General features: G+C 60.4%; 19 protein-coding genes. 14 read left to right on the forward strand and 5 right to left on the reverse strand.

The annotated features are described in order from the left end of the window. Nucleotides 1–32: 32 nt before the first annotated feature. A complete protein-coding gene (gene rapA / locus AB4O01_RS26965; RefSeq protein WP_460090066.1) occupies nucleotides 33–2,879 on the reverse strand; it encodes an RNA polymerase-associated protein RapA in 2,847 nt (948 codons plus the stop codon). A gap of 252 nt (nucleotides 2,880–3,131) precedes the next feature. Between rapA and AB4O01_RS26970 the strand changes: the two genes are divergently transcribed. The 3 genes from AB4O01_RS26970 to ccoM all read left to right on the forward strand — a co-directional run bounded on the left by AB4O01_RS26970 (nucleotide 3,132) and on the right by ccoM (nucleotide 4,010). Next, nucleotides 3,132–3,473, forward strand: coding sequence for a hypothetical protein (locus AB4O01_RS26970; RefSeq protein ID WP_003222394.1), 342 nt, complete (start codon nucleotides 3,132–3,134; stop codon nucleotides 3,471–3,473). A gap of 116 nt (nucleotides 3,474–3,589) precedes the next feature. Beyond that, nucleotides 3,590–3,751, forward strand: a complete 162-nt coding sequence (locus AB4O01_RS26975; RefSeq protein ID WP_007918490.1) for a hypothetical protein — start codon at nucleotides 3,590–3,592, stop codon at nucleotides 3,749–3,751. Nucleotides 3,752–3,896: 145 nt separating this feature from the next. Further along, nucleotides 3,897–4,010 carry a cytochrome c oxidase subunit CcoM gene (gene ccoM, locus AB4O01_RS26980; protein ID WP_003222396.1) on the forward strand — a complete coding sequence of 38 codons (114 nt, stop codon included), beginning with the start codon at nucleotides 3,897–3,899 and terminating at the stop codon, nucleotides 4,008–4,010. Between the two features lie 1,039 nt (nucleotides 4,011–5,049). On the opposite strand, the gene AB4O01_RS26985 is transcribed toward ccoM, so the two are convergent. Further along, the gene (locus AB4O01_RS26985) at nucleotides 5,050–6,525 is read right to left on the reverse strand and encodes an inorganic phosphate transporter (RefSeq protein ID WP_064119763.1); all 1,476 of its coding nucleotides are present in this window, start codon (nucleotides 6,523–6,525) and stop codon (nucleotides 5,050–5,052) included. A gap of 374 nt (nucleotides 6,526–6,899) precedes the next feature. Then, complete coding sequence (locus AB4O01_RS26990) at nucleotides 6,900–7,100, reverse strand: hypothetical protein (RefSeq protein ID WP_008080067.1); 201 nt, start codon at nucleotides 7,098–7,100, stop codon at nucleotides 6,900–6,902. A gap of 650 nt (nucleotides 7,101–7,750) precedes the next feature. On the opposite strand from AB4O01_RS26990, the gene pcaR reads away from it, so the two are divergent. The 11 genes from pcaR (at nucleotide 7,751) to pcaC (ending at nucleotide 18,791) form a co-directional block, all read left to right on the forward strand. Further along, on the forward strand, nucleotides 7,751–8,593 hold the full coding sequence (pcaR, locus tag AB4O01_RS26995) for a pca regulon transcriptional regulator PcaR (RefSeq protein WP_007917109.1): 843 nt from the start codon (nucleotides 7,751–7,753) through the stop codon (nucleotides 8,591–8,593). 293 nt (nucleotides 8,594–8,886) lie between these two features. After that, complete coding sequence (locus AB4O01_RS27000; RefSeq protein WP_093438668.1) at nucleotides 8,887–10,233, forward strand: 4-hydroxybenzoate transporter PcaK; 1,347 nt, start codon at nucleotides 8,887–8,889, stop codon at nucleotides 10,231–10,233. 287 nt (nucleotides 10,234–10,520) lie between these two features. After that, nucleotides 10,521–11,378, forward strand: coding sequence for a CoA transferase subunit A (locus tag AB4O01_RS27005; protein ID WP_099758203.1), 858 nt, complete (start codon nucleotides 10,521–10,523; stop codon nucleotides 11,376–11,378). Further along, a complete protein-coding gene (locus AB4O01_RS27010; protein WP_064393051.1) occupies nucleotides 11,378–12,157 on the forward strand; it encodes a CoA-transferase subunit beta in 780 nt (259 codons plus the stop codon). Before AB4O01_RS27005 ends, AB4O01_RS27010 begins: the two co-directional genes overlap by 1 nt. Next, on the forward strand, nucleotides 12,154–13,359 hold the full coding sequence (pcaF, locus tag AB4O01_RS27015; RefSeq protein ID WP_460090067.1) for a 3-oxoadipyl-CoA thiolase: 1,206 nt from the start codon (nucleotides 12,154–12,156) through the stop codon (nucleotides 13,357–13,359). Before AB4O01_RS27010 ends, pcaF begins: the two co-directional genes overlap by 4 nt. A gap of 36 nt (nucleotides 13,360–13,395) precedes the next feature. Next, nucleotides 13,396–14,100 carry a protocatechuate 3,4-dioxygenase subunit beta gene (gene pcaH, locus AB4O01_RS27020; protein ID WP_093438659.1) on the forward strand — a complete coding sequence of 235 codons (705 nt, stop codon included), beginning with the start codon at nucleotides 13,396–13,398 and terminating at the stop codon, nucleotides 14,098–14,100. 1 nt (nucleotide 14,101) lies between these two features. After that, nucleotides 14,102–14,668 (forward strand): protocatechuate 3,4-dioxygenase subunit alpha, encoded by a 567-nt coding sequence (pcaG, locus tag AB4O01_RS27025; protein WP_102902710.1) that lies wholly within the window; start codon nucleotides 14,102–14,104, stop codon nucleotides 14,666–14,668. Nucleotides 14,669–14,878: 210 nt separating this feature from the next. Next, on the forward strand, nucleotides 14,879–16,174 hold the full coding sequence (locus AB4O01_RS27030; protein ID WP_034153075.1) for an MFS family transporter: 1,296 nt from the start codon (nucleotides 14,879–14,881) through the stop codon (nucleotides 16,172–16,174). A gap of 45 nt (nucleotides 16,175–16,219) precedes the next feature. Further along, nucleotides 16,220–17,584, forward strand: coding sequence for a 3-carboxy-cis,cis-muconate cycloisomerase (locus tag AB4O01_RS27035; protein WP_460090069.1), 1,365 nt, complete (start codon nucleotides 16,220–16,222; stop codon nucleotides 17,582–17,584). A 12-nt stretch (nucleotides 17,585–17,596) separates the two neighbouring features. Further along, nucleotides 17,597–18,388: a 3-oxoadipate enol-lactonase gene (pcaD, locus tag AB4O01_RS27040; protein WP_460090070.1), complete on the forward strand. Its 792-nt coding sequence runs from the start codon at nucleotides 17,597–17,599 to the stop codon at nucleotides 18,386–18,388. 10 nt (nucleotides 18,389–18,398) lie between these two features. Further along, nucleotides 18,399–18,791: a 4-carboxymuconolactone decarboxylase gene (gene pcaC / locus AB4O01_RS27045; protein ID WP_007957838.1), complete on the forward strand. Its 393-nt coding sequence runs from the start codon at nucleotides 18,399–18,401 to the stop codon at nucleotides 18,789–18,791. Between the two features lie 122 nt (nucleotides 18,792–18,913). On the opposite strand, the gene AB4O01_RS27050 is transcribed toward pcaC, so the two are convergent. Beyond that, nucleotides 18,914–19,717 carry a methyltransferase domain-containing protein gene (locus AB4O01_RS27050; protein ID WP_460090072.1) on the reverse strand — a complete coding sequence of 268 codons (804 nt, stop codon included), beginning with the start codon at nucleotides 19,715–19,717 and terminating at the stop codon, nucleotides 18,914–18,916. Between the two features lie 279 nt (nucleotides 19,718–19,996). Further along, nucleotides 19,997–21,256, reverse strand: a complete 1,260-nt coding sequence (locus AB4O01_RS27055; protein ID WP_460090073.1) for an OprD family porin — start codon at nucleotides 21,254–21,256, stop codon at nucleotides 19,997–19,999. Nucleotides 21,257–21,543 lie beyond the last annotated feature (287 nt).

Consider the following 21,543-nt stretch of genomic DNA (forward strand, 5'->3'; position numbering starts at 1 on the left):
CCTTGTTGTTTTCAGCGCTGGAGCAGGGCGGTTTAGCCCGCCACCAACACCCGAATCGCTTCCAGGCGCAACGCCGCTTTATCCAGCATCGCCAGACCCTGCTCACGTTGCGTGCGCAACGCATCCAGTTCGCTGTCACGTACGGTCGGGTTGACCGCTTGCAACGCGGTCAGGCGCGCCAGTTCTTCGTCGGTGTCGGCGGCCAGACGGCGGCGGGCCTCGGCCACGCGCTCGGCGTGACGCGGCGCGATCTTGTCTTCACCGGCGTTGATCCGTGGCGTCAGTTGATCGCGCTGGGCCTGGATGAACTTGTTGGCGCTGGCACGCGGCACGCTTTCCAGCTGATCGTTCAGTGTTTCGAACGATACCCGTGGCGACAGGTCGTTGCCGTTGGCGTCGAGCAGGCAGCGCAGGGCGGCCGGCGGCAGGTAACGACCCAGTTGCAGCGAACGCGGCGCGACCACTTCGCTGACGTAGAGCAGTTCCAGCAGTACGGTGCCCGGTTTCAACGCCTTGTTCTTGATCAACGCGACAGCGGTGTTGCCCATCGAACCGGACAGCACCAGATCCATGCCGCCCTGCACCATCGGGTGTTCCCAGGTGATGAACTGCATGTCTTCGCGCGACAGCGCCTGGTTGCGGTCGTAGGTGATGGTCACGCCTTCGTCGTCGCCCAGCGGGAAACTGGCGTCGAGCATTTTTTCGCTCGGCTTGAGGATCAGGGCGTTTTCCGAATGGTCTTCGCTGTCGATGCCGAACGCGTCGAACAGGGTTTCCATGTAGATCGGCAGGGCAAACTGATCGTCTTGCTCAAGGATGGCCTCGACCAGCGCTTCACCTTCGCCGGCACCGCCGGAGTTCAGCTCCAACAGACGGTCGCGGCCGGTGTGCAGCTCGGCTTCGAGACGCTCGCGCTCGGTGCGCGCTTCGTCAATCAGCGCTTGCCACTCGCTGTCGTCAGCTTCTTCGAGCAGCGGCAGCAGGCGCGGGCCGAACTGGTGCTGCAAGGCGTTGCCAGTCGGGCAGGTGTTGAGGAACGCGTTCAGCGCTTCGTGATACCACTGGAACAGGCGCTCTTGCGGGCTGGTTTCCAGGTACGGCACGTGCAGTTCGATGATGTGTTTCTGGCCGATCCGGTCGAGACGACCGATACGCTGCTCGAGCAGGTCCGGGTGCGACGGCAGATCGAACAGCACCAGGTGGTGCGCGAACTGAAAGTTACGACCTTCACTGCCGATTTCCGAGCAGATCAGCACTTGCGCGCCAAACTCTTCGTCGGCGAAGTAGGCGGCGGCGCGGTCACGCTCAAGGATGTTCATGCCTTCATGGAACACCGTGGCCGGAATGCCGGAACGCACGCGCAAGGCGTCTTCCAGATCCATCGCGGTTTCGGCGTGGGCGCAGATCACCAGCACTTTGGTGCGCTTGAGCATTTTCAACTGATCGATCAGCCATTCGACGCGCGGGTCGAATTTCCACCAACGCTCTTCTTCGCTGGCGTCCGGCTGGGCCTGGAAGCTGACTTCCGGGTACAGCTCGGCGTGTTCGCCCAGCGGCAGTTCGAGGTATTCGTCCGGGCATGGCAGCGGGTACGGGTGCAGTTTGCGCTCCGGGAAACCCTGCACGGCGGCGCGGGTATTACGGAACAGCACGCGGCCGGTGCCGTGGCGATCGAGCAGTTCACGCACGAGGCGCGCGCTGGCTTCGGTGTCGCCATCGTTGACAGCGGTCAGCAAGGCTTCGCCTTCGTTGCCGAGGAAACCCTGAATGGTTTTGTGCGCTTTGGCCGAGAGACGGCCCTTGTCGAGCAGTTCCTGAACGGCTTCGGCCACCGGGCGATAGTTCTCGCTCTCGGCGCGGAAGGCAGCCAGGTCATGGAAACGGTTCGGGTCGAGCAGGCGCAGACGGGCGAAGTGGCTGTCCTGGCCGAGTTGTTCCGGGGTGGCGGTGAGCAGCAGCACGCCCGGAATGACTTCGGCGAGTTGCTCGACCAGCGAATATTCCGCGCTGGCTTTCTCTTCGTGCCAGACCAGGTGGTGCGCTTCGTCGACCACCAGCAAATCCCAACCGGCCGCGAACAGTGCGTCCTGGGCCTTCTCGTCGTCGACCAGCCACTCCAGCGCAACCAGCGCCAGTTGGGTGTCTTCGAACGGGTTGGTGGCATCGCTTTCGATGAAACGCTCTTCGTCGAACAGCGCAACTTGCAGGTTGAAGCGGCGGCGCATTTCAACCAGCCACTGGTGCTGGAGGTTTTCCGGGACGAGGATCAGCACGCGGTTGGCGCGGCCCGAGAGCAGTTGGCGATGGATCACCAGACCGGCTTCGATGGTTTTACCCAGACCCACTTCGTCCGCCAGCAATACGCGCGGCGCGATACGGTCGGCGACTTCGCGAGCAATGTGTAATTGGTGCGCGATTGGCTGAGCGCGAACGCCACCCAGGCCCCAAAGCGACGATTGCAGTTGGCGGCTGGTGTGTTCGAGGGTGTTGTAACGCAGCGAGAACCACGCCAGCGGATCGATCTGGCCGGCGAACAGACGGTCGCTGGCCAGACGGAACTGAATGAAGTTCGACAGCTGGGTTTCCGGCAGGGTGACGGCTTCGTTCTGCCCGTTGAGACCGTGATAGACCATCAGCCCGTCGACGTCGTCGACTTGTTGCACGGTCATTTTCCAGCCTTCGAAGTGGGTGATGCTGTCACCCGGCGAGAACCGCACGCGGGTCAGGGGCGCATTCCGTAGCGCGTACTGGCGGGTTTCGCCAGTGGCCGGGTAAAGCACGGTCAACAAGCGGCCGTCCTGTGCCAGAACGGTGCCTAAACCAAGCTCTGCTTCGCTGTCACTGATCCAGCGTTGCCCCGGTTGATACTGCTGCGCCATGCTGCCTGACTCCCACCTTGAAAAAGCGGGCTATCTTAACGGAATGCAGGCTTCAGGGCCAAAGATTACTGGCGTAGGCGCTGCCGTAGGCTGCGATCTTTTGATCTTTGAGAACCCTTGAGGTTTGAGCTGTCTGATGAAGATCGCAGCCTTCGGCAGCTCCTGCACGTGCCAAGTGCGTCACAGATTTTCGACCAGTGGCTCAAGGCGCCTTTGCCGCAGCCGATAGCCTGCAGACAGGAGACCCTTTATATGTTGCCACCGATGCTCCCTCTGAGCGCTGTGCCGATCACTTCCCAGCAGGATCCGATCCGCCAGCGGCCGGACATTCCTCCGGTGGTGCCGGTGCAGGAAAGCTCCAACGAAAGCACGATCGATCTGCAAAAGCGCGATCCGGAAGAGGATCGTCTGCTGGCGCGTGAAGAACAACGCCGTCAGCAGGAGCGTGATCGACGCCGTCGCGAAGCCGACGAAGACCCGGAAGAACACCTGGCGGTGCCCGGTACCGAACTGAATGCCGACAATACCGTGCCGGTGGTGCCGCTGATGGAAGATCAGCCGCGTCAGGGCTTGTGGGTCGATATCGAGATTTGAGTCGCTGTACCGCGTGGGGCGCGCCGGCTGGTCAGCGCGCGTCTGAGGCTGCATTATTGGCGCAGTCCTGCCGCTGATGTGGCAGTTGTGATTCCTTCAAGTGATGTACTGACGCCATGAGCCAAGACGACAAACTGATTGACCTCAGCACTGAGCGCGCCAAGCGTGTGCATGACATTAAAGAGAAGCGCCTGAACGAGGTGCGCCAAGCGTTCGAGCAGGCTATGCCGCTGGGAAAAGCCAAGAAAAAGTCGAAAAACAAGCCGAAAAAGCGTTGATCTCCCCCTGCATCCGTTGATGCAGGTCAGTTATTTTCCCTCCTTTATCCCCCTTCGTTGCTGGTATTGATCCCGGTCAATTTGTGCGCCTGTGTGTTTGGTAACTTAGTCCCATCGCAGCAGAGCAGGGGCCAGGAGGCCAGTCATGTTTTTCGATAACGTGGTGTTTGCCGGGGTCCTGACTGTAGGGCTGATGGTTCTGTTTTTTGCAGGGTTTGGATTTTTTATCTGGAAGGATGCGAATAAGCGCAAGAAGTGATTCTTCTGGATTGATGAGCACGCAAGGCATTTTGGGGCGACTTCGGTTGCCCCTTTTTTTTGTGTCTTGGCGGCCTTTGGGCCGACCATGTTCTTGGGGTTCTGGGTGAATATCCGTTTTTGCGGGTGTTGCTGATTACGGTTCCGCCCTTACGGCGGGTCACCTTTTTCAAACGCCAAAAAGGTAACCCAAAAGGCTTGCTCCTGCGTTCGGCCCTCGCAGGCTCGGGTTCCTTCGCTCCGGGATCGATCCGGGCGCAGCGGCTCCGGTTTGCTTCGCTGCACCTCCTTCCGCTGTGTTTGGCTTCGCCAAACGGTCGCTGCGCTCCCACGCCCGGATCAATCCCTCCACTCAGCCTTCCGACGTCGCTTTACAGATCAAGATCAAGAGCAGGCGAGCTGACACTCGGCCTATTGAGTGGTGAAAAGCGGGTGTTCGGCTTTGGGTTTTTGGTGCTCTTGCCACTCACCCCAGCCCTCTCCCTAGGGAGAGAGAGCCGATGGTGGGCCTGTGAAAATTTGCGTTCAACTCGGACTTTCACGTCGGCGTAGCTCTGCCAAACACCACGGTCAGTCCCCTCTCCCTCCGGGAGAGGGCTAGGGTGAGGGGCTTGTGATCTGGCTTGTGATCTGGCTTGTGATCTGGCTTGTGATCTGGCTTGTGATCTAGCTTCGGCTCTTGATCTTTTGCCCCATCGGCAGGCCGAGCGTAGGTGTTCATCCGGGGGGAGGCGCGCAGCGCCGTGCGGCGTAGCCGCATACATCGAGAGGAGGTGCAGCGAAGCAAACCGTAGGCGATGCCCCCGGATGGACACCGTAGCGAGGGAACACTGAGCCTCAGCGAAGTGCCGTACGCCGGGGCAAAGCCTTTTGCTTACTTTTCGGCGTCTGGAAAAGTGAGTCGCTGTAAGAGCGAAACCGCCAGCGGCAGCACCCGCAGCAACGGATATGCCCCCAATCCCAATCCCAATCCCAAAACCCCAAACACAAAAAAAGGCGCGATCCTCTCGAATCGCGCCTTTCTCAAGTACCGCTATCTATCAACTACCCAGCGCCTTCGACGCCAGCCAGAACAACCCGGCCGACAGCGCCACAGTCGCCGGCAGGGTCAACACCCACGCCAACAGAATGGTACGCACAGTGCCACCCTGCAGGCCGCTCTTGTTAGCGACCATGGTGCCCGCCACGCCCGAAGACAGCACGTGAGTGGTCGACACCGGCAGGCTGAAGATATTGGCCATACCGATCAAACTGGCAGTAGTGATCTGCGCCGACATGCCCTGGGAATAGGTCATGCCCTGCTTGCCGATCTTCTCACCGATGGTCAGTACCACGCGTTTCCAGCCAACCATGGTGCCCAGGCCCAGGGCCAGTGCAACCGCCAGAATCACCCAGAACGGCGCGTATTCGGTGGTGGTGGTCAGGTCTTTGCGCAGCTTGTCGAGGTCAGCCTTTTCACGGGCTTCCAGGCCAGGCAGCTTGCCAACCTTCTTCGCGGTGTCGTCCAGGCAGAGCAGGTAACGACGCACTTCGATGCGGCTGTCGGACGACAGCGAATGGTAGTCCGCTACGCCTTTAAGCGTGTGCAGCAGGGCGCTGATGGTCGGTTCGGTCTGCTGCGGGTTGCAGCGGAATTTCTCCGGCAGGTCGCCTTCCACGCTCTTGCCCAAGGCCAGGAATTCACCCAGCGAATCGGCGTTGCGCTGGTAGAACTGGCTCAGGTGCAGGGTCGCGTCGCGAGTGCGTTCGATCTGATAGGTGGTGCTGTTCAGGTCGAGAACGAACTGCGCAGGCACGATACCGATCAGCACCAGCATGATCAGGCCGATGCCTTTCTGGCCATCGTTGGAGCCGTGCACGAAGCTCACGGCCATCGCCGAGATCACCAGAACCAGACGGTTCCAGAACGGTGGATGCTTCTTGTCGTCGATCTTGCGGCGTTGTTCCGGTGTCTTGTGCATCTTCGACAGCGGACGCCACCACTTCAGGCCGATCAGGATCAGCGCGGCGATCAGGAAGCCGGCCATTGGCGAGAACACCAGCGAGGCGCCGATGTCGATCGCTTTTTGCCAGTTCACGCCGTCGGCCAACGGAATGTCGTTGATCAGGGCGTTGGCCAGGCCGACACCGAGGATCGAGCCGATCAGGGTGTGCGAGCTGGAAGCCGGGATACCGAAGTACCAGGTGCCCAGGTTCCAGGCGATTGCCGCGGCGAGCAACGAGAACACCATCGCCAGGCCATGGCCGGTGTTCACATTGATCAGCAGCTCAACCGGCAGCAAATGGACAATGGCATACGCCACGCCAACGCCGCCCAGCAGCACGCCGAGGAAATTGAACACACCGGAGAAGAAGACCGCCAGGTGGGGCGGCATGGCTTTGGTGTAGATAACAGTGGCTACCGCGTTAGCGGTGTCATGAAATCCATTGATGAACTCGAAGGCGAGGACAAACGTCAGGGCGAGCAAGAGGCTCACAAGCACCCAAGCATCCAGTCCGCTGAATAAATCGATCATGAAGGTTTTCTGACCCGGTCGTAAGGGGGCGCGATTATGCCAGAAAAGACTGGGAATCGATCCCCTCCCTGCTCATCGGTTACACACTTCTTCGATTTAATTTGTTGCAACGCATGAAAACCAAGCGTGCTGCAGGGTTTTTCAAGTGCTTGATTTGCTTGATAAAAAGCTTGTTTTGCAAGCGAATTTACCGATGCGCAGACGTCTCAAACGCTTGTCTGAAATATCTCTGAAACCTGTAGGACGCCCGTTCTCAGTCAGTCAGACCGGATGATGGCCGCTGCCCGCGGGTAGCGGGCGCGCAAGGCATCGTCGTTCCACCGCGCTTGTAACCGGTGTGGACGCAAACCTTCAGAAGATCCGAAAAACGTCGCTCAAGGCTCTTCGGCTTTGAGTTCCTTTTCGATCTTTTCGATTTCTTGCTTGAAGACCTGATCCTGAACGGTAGGGCGTTTACGCCATGCTTTGCGTTCCGGTTCGGGCTGAGCGGCGTAGGTGGTGACTTCCCCGCCGTAAACTTCCTTGTAACGTTGTTCCTGGCGCTCAAGTTCCGCGCGCAGTTCGTCTTTCGTCACAGTGCTACCTGTATGAGTTGAGTTAAGTGTCTGGTGAAACGCACTGCAACGAATCGGTTGAACGGAGCCACCGCGAGTTCAACGCCCGGACAGGCATTGGTGTAAACGGTGGGGCGATCAAGACTTCCGTGTTACAGGCGGCTACGGCACCAGATAAAAACTGACGCAGCATCAGTTTCCTGTTTCAGCGAGCGCAGGCGTTGCATGAGTGATTCGCGTCAGGCGCTGGCCGGGCTGTTGGCGATGGACATCGCCGCAGCGGGTGACGACCTCCGCGATTAAAAACGAGGTGCCACTGAGCTGCATTATAGCGGTCGATTCAGGAATGACTATCTTTGCCAAGTTAAAAACGGTTCCGGATGTGTGATTGTTTTGTGACTCGCAACTTTTGTTACTAGTTGAAGTGCGTGTTGGCCCTTATTGGGTGGGTGATCTGTTTTTGGCGCCATTTAGTCGGACAACTAAAGCTGTGATTCTGATAATCGCAAAGTTTGGCTTGCCCTATAAATAGCTAGACGCCATCCCAACAGCTGATTGCGATTATCGGTCGACGGTTCGATAATCGCCCAATCTTGCAGCCCGACGCTTGTGCATTTGTCGGCGAGCCGCTTGTATAGCCCATTGATCCGTGCCGGATAAAAGGACAAGAAATGAACGATCAAATGCGCAACTCCTTCACCTCTGTGGCGCCGCCGATCGTCGCCTCGCCGGCCAAACGTATCCAGGCGCTGACCGGTGATCCGGACTTCATGACTTCGCTGGCTCGTGGTCTGGCGGTGGTGCAGGCGTTTCAGGAGCGCAAGCGCCATCTGACTATCGCCCAAATCAGCCACCGCACCGAGATTCCCCGCGCCGCCGTGCGTCGTTGCCTGCATACGCTGATCAAACTCGGCTACGCCACCACGGACGGTCGCACCTATTCCTTGCTGCCCAAAGTGCTGACACTTGGCCACGCCTATCTGTCGTCGACGCCGTTGGCAGTGTCCGCTCAGCCGTACCTCGACCGCATGAGCGAACAACTGCACGAAGCCTGCAACATGGCCACGCTGGAGGGCGACGACATTCTCTACATCGCCCGCTCGGCGACCACTCAGCGGCTGATTTCGGTGGACCTGTCGGTGGGCGGTCGCCTGCCAGCGTATTGCACGTCGATGGGGCGGATTCTGCTGGCAGCACTTGATGACACCTCGCTGCGTGAATACCTCGATCACGCCGAATTGGTCGCCAAGACCAGCCGCACGATTCACACCCCCGACGCGTTGCTCGAATGCCTGCAGGAAGTGCGGCAGCAAGGCTGGTGCATCGTCGATCAGGAACTGGAACAAGGTCTGCGTTCGATTGCCGTGCCGGTCTACGACGCTTCCGGCCAGGTGGTGGCAGCGCTCAACGTCAGCACCCACGCCGGTCGCGTCAGTCGTACCGAGCTGGAGCAGCGCTTCCTGCCGGGCCTGCTCAGCGCCAGTCGCGACCTCAGTGCGCAGTTGTTTGCCTGATGAAGTGTTCGATAAACGCACAGTGTTGCGTTTATCGAATTGACGCTAAAACCCTCGGATCATTAATGTCGCGGCAGCGTCATCCGGCGCTGATGTGAATGAGCCCGCCGGACTGCCGACTCCCATAATAATGACAAGAGGCAACTCACCATGCGCATGCTCTCCGACTGTCTCCGCCCCATCCGCTGTTGCCGGGTTCACCGCAACGCCTGATCCAGACCTTCTATTCTTGTGACCGTGCCGCTCTCTGGCCGGCCGCCGTTCGACTGCGTTTTTTGCGTGGAATAAAAATAATGAACCAGCCTCAGTCCGCTGTGGGTAACTGCCTCGACGTGCAGACCTTCATCAATGCCCAACCGATCTCGCGCTATCAGTGGCGCGTGGTGATTCTGTGTTTCCTGATTGTCTTTCTCGATGGCCTCGACACCGCCGCGATGGGGTTTATTGCCCCGGCGCTGTCGCAGGATTGGGGCATCGACCGGGCCAGCCTTGGCCCGGTGATGAGTGCCGCGCTGATCGGCATGGTCTTCGGAGCACTCGGCTCTGGCCCTTTGGCTGACCGCTTCGGGCGCAAAGTGGTACTCGTTGGCGCGGTGGTTCTGTTCGGTGCCTTCAGCCTGGCGTCGGCGTACAGCAGCAACGTTGAACAGCTACTGGTGCTGCGCTTCCTGACCGGTCTGGGACTGGGGGCGGGGATGCCGAATGCCACCACACTGCTCTCGGAATACACCCCGGAGCGCAAGAAATCGCTGCTGGTAACCAGCATGTTCTGCGGTTTCAACCTCGGTATGGCCGGTGGCGGGTTTATTTCCGCCAAGCTGATTCCGGCGTTCGGCTGGCACAGTCTGCTGCTGATCGGCGGGATCCTGCCGCTGATCCTCGCCGTGGTGCTGCTGTTCTGGTTGCCGGAGTCGGCGCGTTATCTGGTGGTGCGCAATCGTGGCACGGACAAAGTGCGCAAGACCCTGGCGCCGATCGACCCGGTCACCGTCGCTCAGGCCTCGAGCTTCAGCGTACCGGAACAGAAAACCGTCAAGGCGCGCAACGTGTTCGCGGTGATCTTCTCCGGCACTTACAGCACCGGCACCTTGCTGCTGTGGCTAACCTACTTCATGGGGCTGGTGATTGTTTATCTGCTGACCAGTTGGTTGCCGACGCTGATGCGTGACAGCGGTGCGAGCATGGAGCAAGCCGCATTTATTGGCGCGTTGTTCCAGTTCGGCGGGGTGTTGAGCGCGGTCGCTGTGGGATGGGCGATGGACCGCTTCAATCCGCACAAGGTCATCGGCATTTTCTACCTGTTGGCCGGGGTGTTTGCCTACGCGGTCGGGCAGAGCCTGGGCAACATTACCTTGCTGGCGACCTTGGTGCTGGTGGCGGGGATGTGCGTGAACGGCGCGCAATCGGCGATGCCGTCGCTGGCGGCGCGGTTTTATCCGACCCAAGGGCGGGCGACCGGGGTCTCGTGGATGCTGGGCATCGGCCGCTTTGGCGCGATTCTCGGGGCGTGGATGGGCGCAACGTTGCTGGGCTTGGGCTGGAATTTCGAGCAGGTGTTGACGGCGTTGGTGATTCCGGCGGCGTTGGCCACCACGGCGGTGGTGATCAAAGGCATGGTCAGTCATGCGGATGCGACCTGAGTATCAGCGCATGATCGTTCCCACGTTCTGCGTGGGAACGCCTCAATAGACGCTCTGCGTCTGCTTTGGGACGCGGAGCGTCCCGGGCTGCATTCCCACGCGGAGCGTGGGAACGATCAATCAAAACACGAACCGATAGGCTGACAACAATCTGTTCGATAAACGAACACTCAGTCGATTATCGGATTGTTTGGCCATTTCCCCAGGCTTAATCTGCAGTGACTCCGGCGCTGAACCTCGCGCCTTTTTATCACTGGCGATTCATTACAAAAACAGGAGCCCGCTCCATGGCTGAGATCCTTTCGCTGCACGACGCGGTGAAGCAATTCGTCAACGACGGTGACACCGTCGCACTCGAAGGCTTCACTCACCTGATCCCTACGGCAGCGGGTCATGAAATCATTCGTCAGGGCAAGAAAGATCTGACGCTGGTGCGGATGACGCCTGACCTGATCTACGACCAACTGATCGGCGCGGGTTGCGCACGCAAACTGATTTTCTCCTGGGGCGGCAACCCGGGTGTCGGTTCGCTGCACCGCCTGCGTGACGCGGTCGAGAAACAATGGCCGCATGCTCTCGAAATCGAAGAGCACAGCCATGCCGACCTGGCCAATGCCTACGTCGCTGGTGCATCCGGCCTGCCGTTCGCGGTGCTGCGTGCCTATGCCGGTTCCGACCTGCCGAAGGTCAACCCGCTGATCAAAACCGTGACCTGCCCGTTCACCGGTGAAGTGCTGGCGGCGGTGCCGTCGGTGCGCCCGGACGTGACCGTGATCCACGCACAGAAAGCTGACCGCCAGGGCAACGTGCTGCTGTGGGGCATCCTCGGTGTGCAGAAAGAAGCGGCACTGGCGGCCAAACGCTGCATCGTCACCGTGGAAGAGATTGTCGACGACCTCAACGCGCCGATGAACGCCTGCGTGCTGCCGACCTGGGCCTTGAGCGCGGTCTGCCACGTACCCGGCGGCGCACATCCGTCCTACGCCCACGGTTACACCGAGCGTGACAATCGTTTCTACCAGGCGTGGGATCCGATCGCCCGTGACCGTGAGACGTTTACCGCGTGGATCAACGAATACATCCATGGCTGCGCTGACTTCAGCGCGTTCCAGGCCAAGTTGGCCGCTGCTTCGGAGGCCAAGTAATGACTTACACCACCAATGAAATGATGACCGTCGCGGCGGCCCGTCGCCTGAAGAACGGGTCGGTGTGCTTCGTCGGTATCGGCCTGCCGTCGAAAGCCGCCAACCTCGCGCGCCTGACTTCTTCGCCGGACGTGGTGCTGATCTATGAATCGGGTCCGATTGGCGCCAAGCCGAGCGTGTTGCCGCTGTCCATTGGTGACGGCGAACTCGCTGAAACCGCTGACACCGTCGTACCGACCGGTGAGATTTTTCGCTATTGGTTGCAGGGCGGACGCATTGACGTTGGTTTCCTCGGTGCTGCGCAGGTCGACCGTTTCGGCAACATCAACACCACCGTGGTTGGCGATTACTTCTCGCCGAAAGTGCGTCTGCCGGGTGCCGGTGGCGCGCCGGAGATTGCCGGTTCGGCAAAAAGCGTGTTGATCATCCTTAAACAGTCGGCGCGTTCGTTTGTCGACAAGCTCGACTTCATCACCTCGGTTGGTCACGGCGAAGGCGGCGACTCGCGCAAACGTCTGGGCCTGCCGGGCGCCGGGCCGGTCGGGATCATCACCGACCTGTGCATCATGGAGCCGGAAGAAGGCACCCACGAATTCGTGGTCACCGCGCTGCACCCGGGCGTGACCCGCGAGCAAGTGGTCGCGGCCACCGGTTGGGCGATTCGTTTTGCCGAGCATGTTGAAAACACTGCTGAACCGACTGAAGTCGAACTGACCGCGCTGCGCGATCTCGAAGCGCGTACTGCCGCCGCCCACGGCCAGGCACCGGGAGAAGCATGATGCGTGACGTTTATATCTGCGACGCGATTCGCACCCCGATCGGCCGTTTCGGCGGCGGTATGTCCGCCGTCCGCGCCGATGACCTGGCCGCTGTGCCGATCAAGGCCCTGATGGAACGCAATCCATCGGTGGACTGGAATGCCATCGACGAAGTCTTCCTCGGTTGCGCCAACCAGGCCGGCGAAGACAACCGCAACGTTGCGCGTATGGCCCTGCTGCTGGCGGGCCTGCCGGAAAGCGTACCGGGCGTGACGCTCAATCGTCTTTGCGCTTCGGGCATGGACGCGATCGGCACCGCATTCCGCGCAATCGCCAGCGGCGAGATGGAGTTGGCAATTGCCGGCGGTGTCGAGTCGATGTCCCGCGCGCCGTTCGTGATGGGCAAGGCGGACGCGGCGTTTTCGCGCAACATGAAGCTGGAAGACACCACCATCGGCTGGCGTTTCATCAACCCGTTGATGAAGGCGCAGTATGGCGTCGATGCGATGCCACAGACGGCTGACAACGTCGCCGACGACTATAAAGTGTCGCGCGCCGATCAGGACGCTTTTGCCCTGCGCAGCCAGCAACGCACTGCTGTCGCGCAGGCTGCTGGTTACTTCGCCGAAGAAATTGTTGAAGTACGGATTGCCCACAAGAAGGGCGAAACCGTAGTCAGCCAGGACGAACATCCTCGTGCCGATACCACGATCGAAGCACTGACCAAGCTGAAGCCAGTCAACGGCCCGGACAAAACTGTTACCGCCGGTAATGCTTCCGGGGTCAACGACGGTGCTGCTGCACTGATTCTCGCCTCCGCCGACGCGGTGAAAAAACATGGCCTGACCGCCCGCGCCAAAGTGCTCGGCATGGCCAGCGCTGGTGTCGCACCTCGGGTGATGGGCATCGGCCCGGTGCCGGCGGTGCGCAAATTGATCGAGCGCCTGGGCGTCGCGGTCAGCGATTTCGACGTTATCGAACTCAACGAAGCGTTTGCCAGCCAGGGTTTGGCGGTGCTGCGCGAACTGGGTCTTGCCGATGACGCTGCGCAGGTCAACCCGAACGGCGGGGCGATTGCCCTTGGTCACCCGTTGGGCATGAGCGGTGCGCGTCTGGTGCTGACCGCACTGCATCAGTTGGAAAAGACCGGTGGCAAGAAAGGTCTGGCGACCATGTGTGTCGGTGTCGGCCAAGGTCTGGCCCTGGCCATCGAACGCGTCTGACGCAAGCCGTGACGAAATAGAACAGAGGAAAGCGACATGTCTGACAAGCCTGGTTACCGTCGTCCGCAGGAAGGCACTCAGCCTGAGTACCTGCACCCGACGTATCAATCCACCAACCTGCGCTCGCCGTCCAAGCCATTGGTGTTTCTGCCGCACTCGCTGTCGGAAATCACCGGGCCGACCATCGGCGCCGAGCGCGTGGGCGACACCGATAACGACCTGACCGCCCAGCATGCAGGCGAGCCGCAGGGCGAACGCATCATCATTCACGGGCGCGTGCTCGACGAAAACGGTCTGCCGGTGCCGGGGATTCTGGTGGAGATCTGGCAGGCCAACGCTGCCGGCCGCTATAACCACAAGCGCGACCTGCACGACGCGCCGCTGGACCCGAACTTCACCGGTACTGGCCGCACCGTCACCGACGCCGATGGCTGGTATCAGTTCCAGACCATCAAGCCCGGCGCCTACCCTTGGGGTAACCATCACAACGCCTGGCGCCCGGCGCATATCCACTTCTCGCTGTTCGGGCCGAGCATCCTCACGCGTCTGGTCACGCAAATGTATTTCCCGGGCGATCCGCTGCTGGCCTACGACCCGATCTACAACTGCGTGCCGGACACCTCGGCCAAGGAACGCCTGATCGCCAGTTTCGATCTGGAAAAAACCATTCCGTCCTACGCCCTCGGTTATCGCTGGGACATCGTGCTGCGCGGGCGTGAAGCCACGCCGATGGAGAAATAAGATGACGCTGACTGCGACCACGTCCCACACCGTCGGGCCGTACTACCACATCGGCCTGACCTGGCTGAACCGCGAAAACCTCACCGTCGAGCAAACCCTTGGCGAGCGCGTGGCAATTACCGGGCAAGTGGTGGATGGCAATGGCGATGTCGTCAACGACGCCATGCTCGAAGTCTGGCAGGCCAACGCTGCCGGCAAATACGACCACCCGGAAGACGAGCAGGACAAACCGCTCGATCCGCACTTTGAAGGTTTTGGCCGGGTGCCGGTGGACGCTGAAGGGCGCTTCCGTTTCACCACGATCAAACCGGGCACGGTTGAGGGCCTGAAAGGTTCGACCCAGGCGCCGCATCTGGTGGTGCTGGTGTTTGCCCGCGGGTTGGTGAAGCACTTGCTGACGCGGATCTACTTTGAGGGCGAGCCGGCCAACGTTGATGATCCATTGCTGGAATGTGTGCCGGCTGAACGTCGTAGTACGTTGCTGGCCAAGCAGGACGCCTCGGGTGTTTACCAGTGGAATGTGATTCTGCAGGGCACTGATGCCGAAACCGTGTTCTTCGATTATTAAAATCAAAAGATCACCGCCTGCGGCAGCTTCTACATGATCGTTCCCACGCTCTGCGTGGGAATGCCGCCATGGACGCTCCGCGTCCACTGTGACGCGGAGCGTCACCGGATGCGTTACCACGCGGAGCGTGGGAACGACCGATGTAGGATGTGGAACGGGACTGTTGCAAAGTATGTCTAGACTCTCACTGTCCCTATCGAGTGAAAAACAATGACAACGACCACCTCCCATTACACCGGCGAAGAGCGCAGCAAGCGCATCTTTGCCATTGTCGGCGCCTCGTCCGGCAACCTCGTCGAATGGTTCGACTTCTACGTCTACGCGTTCTGCGCGATTTATTTCGCCCCAGCGTTCTTCCCCTCCGACAACCCGACGGTGCAACTGGTCAATACCGCTGGCGTGTTCGCCGCCGGCTTCCTGATGCGCCCGATTGGTGGCTGGATTTTCGGCCGGGTCGCCGACAAGCACGGGCGCAAGAATTCGATGCTCATCTCGATTCTGATGATGTGCTTCGGCTCGTTGCTGATCGCCTGCTTGCCAACCTATAAGGACATCGGCGTCTGGGCACCGGTCCTGCTGTTGTTCGCGCGCTTGCTGCAAGGCCTGTCGGTCGGCGGCGAGTACGGCACCACCGCCACCTACATGAGCGAAGTTGCCCTCAAGGGCCAGCGCGGATTTTTCGCCTCGTTCCAGTACGTGACGCTGATCGGCGGGCAATTGCTGGCCGTGTCGCTGGTAGTAGTGCTGCAGCAATTTCTCACTGAAGACGATCTGCGTGCCTACGGCTGGCGGATTCCGTTTGTGGTCGGTGCGGTGGCGGCGCTGATTTCGCTGTTCCTGCGTCGCAGCTTGAAAGAAACCACCAACAAGGAAACCCGCGCGCACAAAGACGCTGGCAGCATCAGCGCACTGTTCCGCGATCACAAAGCCGCGTTCATCACCGTGCTCGGTTACACCGCCGGTGGTTCGCTGATTTTCTACACCTTCACTACCTACATGCAGAAGTACCTGGTCAACACCGCCGGCATGCACGCCAAGACCGCGAGCTACATCATGACCGGTGCGCTGTTCCTGTATATGTGCATGCAGCCGCTGTTCGGCATGCTTGCCGACAAGATCGGCCGACGTAACTCGATGCTCTGGTTCGGCGCGCTCGGTACGCTGTTCACCGTGCCGATTCTGTTGAGCCTGAAAAGCGTCAGCAGCCCGTTCCTCGCGTTTGTATTGATCACCGTGGCGCTGGCGATTGTCAGTTTCTACACCTCGATCAGCGGCCTGGTAAAAGCCGAAATGTTCCCGCCGGAAGTCCGCGCCCTCGGCGTCGGTCTCGCCTATGCGGTGGCGAACGCGATCTTCGGCGGTTCGGCGGAATTCGTCGCCCTGAGCCTGAAGAACATCGGCATGGAAAACTCCTTCTACTGGTACGTTACGGCCATGATGGCGATCGCCTTCCTGTTCAGTCTGCGCTTGCCGAAACAGGCGGCGTATTTGCACCACGATCTCTAACCCGAAGCGCGCGGGCCGTGATGGCCCGCGCCGGCAAGGACTTTTATGACTCAGCGACCGGGCAATCAATTGTTCGATGCCTATTTCACTGCCCGCGATATGCGTGAGGTGTTCTGCGATCAGGGCCGCGTGCAGGCCATGTTCGACTTCGAAGCCGCGTTGGCCCGGGCCGAGGCGCGGGTCGGGTTGATTCCAGCTTCCGCTGTGGCACCGATTGCGGCGGCATGCAGCGCTGGTCTGTATGACTTCGCGGCGCTGGGCGAGGCGATCGCCACGGCCGGCAATTCGGCGATTCCGCTGGTCAAGGCATTGGGCAAGCAGATTGCTGCCCGCGACGCTGAAGCCGAACGTTATGTGCATTTAGGCGCGACCAGTCAGGACGTGATGGATTCCGGGCTGGTGTTGCAATTGCGTCAGGCGCTTGAGTTGATCGAGAACGATCTCGCGCAACTCGCTGATTCCCTCGCGATCCAGGCGCAACGTCATGCGGCGACGCCGTTGGCCGGGCGCACGTGGCTGCAACATGCGACACCGGTAACCCTCGGCATGAAAATCGCCGGATGGCTGGGCGCGGTGACTCGCAGCCGTCAGCGCTTGCGTGAACTCAAGCCGCGTTTGCTGGTGCTGCAATTCGGTGGCGCTTCCGGAACCCTCGCCGCGTTGGGCGAACAGGCCTTGCCGATTGCCGAAGCGCTGGCTGAAGAACTGCAACTGACCTTGCCGGAACAGCCGTGGCACACCCAGCGTGATCGCGTGGTCGAGTTCGGCGCGGCGCTGGGTTTGATCGCCGGCAGCCTGGGCAAATTCGGCCGCGACATCAGCCTGTTGATGCAGACTGAAGCGGCTGAGGTGTTCGAGCCATCGGCACCGGGCAAGGGCGGTTCGTCAACCATGCCACACAAGCGCAATCCGGTCGGCGCGGCGGTGTTGATCGGCGCAGCGACGCGGGTGCCGGGTCTGGTCTCGACGCTGTTCAGTGCCATGCCCCAGGAGCACGAGCGCAGCCTCGGTCTGTGGCATGCCGAATGGGAAACGTTGCCGGAAATCTGCTGCCTCGTTTCCGGTTCGCTGCAACAGGCGCGATTGCTTGCCGACGGTCTGGAAGTCGACGCCGCACGCATGGCCCGCAACCTCGAATTGACTCAGGGGCTGGTGTTGGCCGAAGCCGTCAGCATTGTCCTCGCCCAGCGTGTCGGCCGCGACGCCGCGCATCACCTGCTCGAACAATGCTGCAAACGCGCGGTGGCCGAGCAGCGCCATTTACGCGCCGTGCTCGGTGACGAACCGCAAGTCACCGCCGAGTTGAGCAGCGCTGAACTCGATCAACTTTTGAACCCCGCCCATTACCTCGGCCAGGCGAAAACCTGGGTCGAGCGCGCGGTGGCCGAACACAACGCATTGTCTGACTGAAAGGAGAGGGCTGTGGCTTTCGTTCAACTCGCCGATGGCGAACTGCATTATCAAATCGAGGGCCCGGTCGATGCGCCGGTGCTGGTGCTCTCCAACTCGCTAGGCACTGATCTGCACATGTGGGACGCGCAGATGCCGGCGTTTACCGAGCATTTTCGCGTGCTGCGTTTCGATACCCGGGGCCACGGCAAATCGCTGGTGACGCCGGGGCCTTACAGCATCGAGCAGCTCGGTCACGACGTGCTCGGCTTGCTGGATGCGCTGCACATCGAGCGTGCGCATTTCTGCGGGCTGTCGATGGGAGGCCTGATCGGTCAGTGGCTGGGGATCAATGCCGGGCATCGGCTGCACAAGCTGATCGTCTGCAACACCGCGGCAAAGATCGGCGATCCGTCGGTGTGGAATCCACGCATCGAAACCGTGCTGCGTGACGGTGCGGCAGCGATGGTGGCCCTGCGTGATGCTTCGATTGCCCGCTGGTTTACCCCGGACTTTTCGGCGGCGCATCCGGCAGCGGCCAAGCAGATTACCGACATGCTCGCGGCGACGTCGCCGCAAGGTTATGCGGCTAACTGCGCAGCGGTGCGTGATGCCGATTTCCGTGAGCAACTGGCGTCGATCAACGTGCCGTTGCTGGTGATCGCCGGCACTGAAGATGCGGTGACACCGCCGGCCGGTGGGCATTTCATTCAGGAGCATGTACGCGGTGCCCAGTACGCCGAGTTCTATGCGGCGCATCTGTCAAACGTGCAGGCTGGCGCGGATTTCAGTGATCGTGTGTTAGCGTTTTTGCAGGCTAAGTGAGGAAGTTTTTGTGGACGAGAAACAACGTTACGACGACGGCATGCAAGTGCGCCGCGCGGTGCTGGGCGATGCCCATGTCGATCGCAGCCTGACCACGCTGACCGAGTTCAACTCGGAGTTTCAGGAAATGATTACCCGCCATGCCTGGGGCGATATCTGGACGCGACCGGGCTTGCCTCGGCACACGCGCAGTTTGATCACTATCGCCATGCTGATCGGCATGAACCGCGAGGGCGAACTGAAACTGCACCTGCGTGCGGCAGCCAATAACGGCGTGAGCCGGGGTGAGATCAAGGAAGTGATCATGCAGAGTGCGATTTACTGCGGGATTCCGGCGGCGAATGCCACTTTCCATCTGGCGGAGTCGGTGTGGGACGAGCTGGGTGTTGAATCCAGGGATTGATGGTGCCTGAGCTGACGTCTTCGCGAGCAGGCTCGCTCCCACAGGGAAATGCATTCCAATGTGGGAGCGAGCTTGCTCGCGAAGGGGGCAGACGCCGTTGCGCATCAATCAGCACAACTCATTCAAACCGTGGCAACAATAAATATCCGCTTGAACGCAAACAACGTATGCCCATCCCCCTCCTGCGGATAATGCTTATGCACCCGCATCAGGTAGTGATAGATAAACCGCGTCTGTTCCGCTGAATCCAGCGCCTGCATCACCGGCCGCAGCGCCGACACTTTTACCCAGTCATAAATTGGCGATTTGCCGTCAACCACCTGCAACTGCTCGGTCTCCCAGATATCCAGCGACGTGGTCATGGGCGCGAGCAAACGGTAGTAATCCTCCAGCGCCAACAACGGCCGCGCGGCCATGCGCTGGCGCAGTTCAGGTGTGCCCATTGGCGTGCCATCGGGGCCGCCATTTTCGAGAGTGTCGAGCATCAGCCGATACCACAGCGCATCGCGCCAGTCGGGCATGTGCGCCGCCAGACAGCCGCCCGGGTTGAGATAACCCAGCAGGTGCGGCAACAGCGTTTCATGGCCATCGATAAAGTGCAGCACGGCGGCGGCGAGCAGTAGATCTGCCGGTTGCTCCGGTTGCCAATCGAGCAGATCGCAGTGTTTCCACGATGCCCTGAGCGGCAGACAGCGCGCTTCTGCGAGCATCTGTGCCGAGCTGTCGATCCCCTGCAACTGCGCGCGCGGCCAGCGTTTGGCCAACAACTGCGTGGCAATGCCGGTGCCGCAGCCCAGGTCGTAAATGCGTTGAGGATTTGGCAGGTCAACACGGTCGAGCAACTCATTGACCGGGCGTTGCCTGAGACGGGAAAACTGCTGGTACGCCTTGGCGTCCCAGTCGGGTGTTGCAAGACGAGAGATCATTGAGGTGGTCCTCCGGTGATCGTTGGTGTCTTCCGATGACAACCTGGCTCCCAGCTTGAGGACCGACTACGACGACGGAAGCGGAAAGGTGAAGCACCTGACTCCTTCAGGTTTTGTCACTTTATCTGTCGGCCGGCAAAGTGCCACTTCTCCTGACCAGTGGCGCAGATTCAAATGTAGGAGTGAGCCTGCTCGCGATAGCAGTGTGTCAGTCACCTTAAATGTCACTGACACACCGCTATCGCGAGCAGGCTCACTCCTACAGTTTGAAAGCGGTGTTTAGAGGAGGCTGATCGGGTAGCTAACGATGAGGCGGTTCTCGTCGAACTCGTTATTGCTGAAGTCCCGGCGCATGGTCGAGTTGCGCCATCTGACGTTCAGATCCTTCAGCGCGCCGCTCTGCACGGTGTAGCCCAGTTCCGATTCGCGGCCCCATTCCTTGCCGTCGGTGATCGTCCCGGTGTGCACGTTGTCGCCGCTGATATAGCGGTTCATCAGCGTCAGGCCGGGGATGCCCAGCGCGACGAAGTTGTAGTCATGGCGTACTTGCCAGGAACGTTCCTGCGCGTTGTCGTAGCTGGCGTTGTAGCTGTCGTTGGCCAACGTGCCGCCGCTGGTGCCGTTGACGCGCATCCACGCGCTGTCGCCGGTGAGTTTCTGCAGGCCGACGTAGAAGGTGTTGCCGCCGTACTTCGCCGAGAACATCCCCGACCAGGTTTTGTTGTCGAGGTCGCCGGCGCGGGCGCTGCCATCGTCCTTGCCGTAGAAGAAGCCGAGGTTGGCGCCCAGCGTCCAGTCGCCCAGCGGCTGGCTGTGGATCAGGTTGACGTATTGCTGGCTGTAGATGTCCTTGAGTTCGGCGTTCCACAGGCCGATCTGTGTGCGTTTTTCGTTGAAAACGTATTCACCGCCCTGAAAGTTGAAGCGATCAGAGGTGAACGCCGCTTTGCCGGTCATCGACATGTCGCTCATGCTGCTGTCATCGCGCGGGCTGTTGGCGCGGAACTGGCCGCCGTAGAGGGTCAGGCCGTCGATTTCCTTCGAGGTGATCTGACCGCCGCGAAAGGTTTGCGGCAGCGAGCGGCCGTCGTCCGAACGCAGGATCGGCAGCACCGGCATCCACTCGCCGACCTTCACTTCGGTCTGCGAAAGCTTGGCTTTGAAAGCGACGTTGGTGCGACCGAAGTTGTCCGCCGGGCGGCCGTCGTGATCCAGCGGCAGCAACTGCGTGCCGCCGGTGCCTTTGCCGCCATCAAGCTTTACCGAATACAGGCCCAGCACGTCCATGCCGAAGCCGACGGTGCCTTGGGTGAAACCGGACTTGGCGTCGAGGATGAAGCTCTGCGTCCACTCTTCAGCCTTGCCCTGCGCTTTGGTCGGGTTGGTGAAGTTGCGGTTGATGTAGAAGTTGCGCAGGTTCAGGTTGACCTTGGCCCCTTCGATGAAACCGGCTTCTTCAGCCGCTGCGGGCAGCGCCGCGCCGGCCAGGGCCAGGGCGATCAGGCCGGGAATTGCGTAAGGCGCAGGGGAGTTTGTCATGGGCTCGGGTCTCTCTTGTTTTTTTTCAGGCGAACAGGTGCGCTGACACCGGTTTTCGGGGTGCAGACATGAAAAGTGTTCAGAGGTGAAACGACGGCAATCAGCCGGACGGGGCAGGGCGCGGGAGCATGGTGTCGAACCTGTTGTTATTGGTTTTGTGGAGCGAATGGTGCGGGGGGCGGATGTTTTGATTCAATTGGTAAAAGCGGGTTTTGGGCGATTATCGAACGCAAGATTCAGTTGGGTTTTATGGTGTCTGTGAGGGCCTCTTCGCGAGCAAGCTCGCT

The organism is Pseudomonas sp. S2_E02, from assembly GCF_054668355.1.

Excerpts from the sequence above, each read along its gene's own strand:
- ccoM (WP_003222396.1), top strand. The coding sequence starts at position 3,897 with ATGTTTTTCGATAACGTGGTGTTTGCCGGGGTCCTGACTGTAGGGCTG.
- pcaF (WP_460090067.1), top strand. The coding sequence starts at position 12,154 with ATGATGCGTGACGTTTATATCTGCGACGCGATTCGCACCCCGATCGGC.
- rapA (WP_460090066.1), bottom strand. The coding sequence starts at position 2,879 with ATGGCGCAGCAGTATCAACCGGGGCAACGCTGGATCAGTGACAGCGAA.
- AB4O01_RS27030 (WP_034153075.1), top strand. The coding sequence starts at position 14,879 with ATGACAACGACCACCTCCCATTACACCGGCGAAGAGCGCAGCAAGCGC.
- AB4O01_RS26970 (WP_003222394.1), top strand. The coding sequence starts at position 3,132 with ATGTTGCCACCGATGCTCCCTCTGAGCGCTGTGCCGATCACTTCCCAG.
- AB4O01_RS27005 (WP_099758203.1), top strand. The coding sequence starts at position 10,521 with ATGGCTGAGATCCTTTCGCTGCACGACGCGGTGAAGCAATTCGTCAAC.
- AB4O01_RS26985 (WP_064119763.1), bottom strand. The coding sequence starts at position 6,525 with ATGATCGATTTATTCAGCGGACTGGATGCTTGGGTGCTTGTGAGCCTC.
- pcaR (WP_007917109.1), top strand. The coding sequence starts at position 7,751 with ATGAACGATCAAATGCGCAACTCCTTCACCTCTGTGGCGCCGCCGATC.
- AB4O01_RS27050 (WP_460090072.1), bottom strand. The coding sequence starts at position 19,717 with ATGATCTCTCGTCTTGCAACACCCGACTGGGACGCCAAGGCGTACCAG.
- AB4O01_RS27035 (WP_460090069.1), top strand. The coding sequence starts at position 16,220 with ATGACTCAGCGACCGGGCAATCAATTGTTCGATGCCTATTTCACTGCC.
- AB4O01_RS27010 (WP_064393051.1), top strand. The coding sequence starts at position 11,378 with ATGACTTACACCACCAATGAAATGATGACCGTCGCGGCGGCCCGTCGC.
- AB4O01_RS26975 (WP_007918490.1), top strand. The coding sequence starts at position 3,590 with ATGAGCCAAGACGACAAACTGATTGACCTCAGCACTGAGCGCGCCAAG.
- pcaH (WP_093438659.1), top strand. The coding sequence starts at position 13,396 with ATGTCTGACAAGCCTGGTTACCGTCGTCCGCAGGAAGGCACTCAGCCT.
- AB4O01_RS27055 (WP_460090073.1), bottom strand. The coding sequence starts at position 21,256 with ATGACAAACTCCCCTGCGCCTTACGCAATTCCCGGCCTGATCGCCCTG.
- AB4O01_RS27000 (WP_093438668.1), top strand. The coding sequence starts at position 8,887 with ATGAACCAGCCTCAGTCCGCTGTGGGTAACTGCCTCGACGTGCAGACC.
- pcaG (WP_102902710.1), top strand. The coding sequence starts at position 14,102 with ATGACGCTGACTGCGACCACGTCCCACACCGTCGGGCCGTACTACCAC.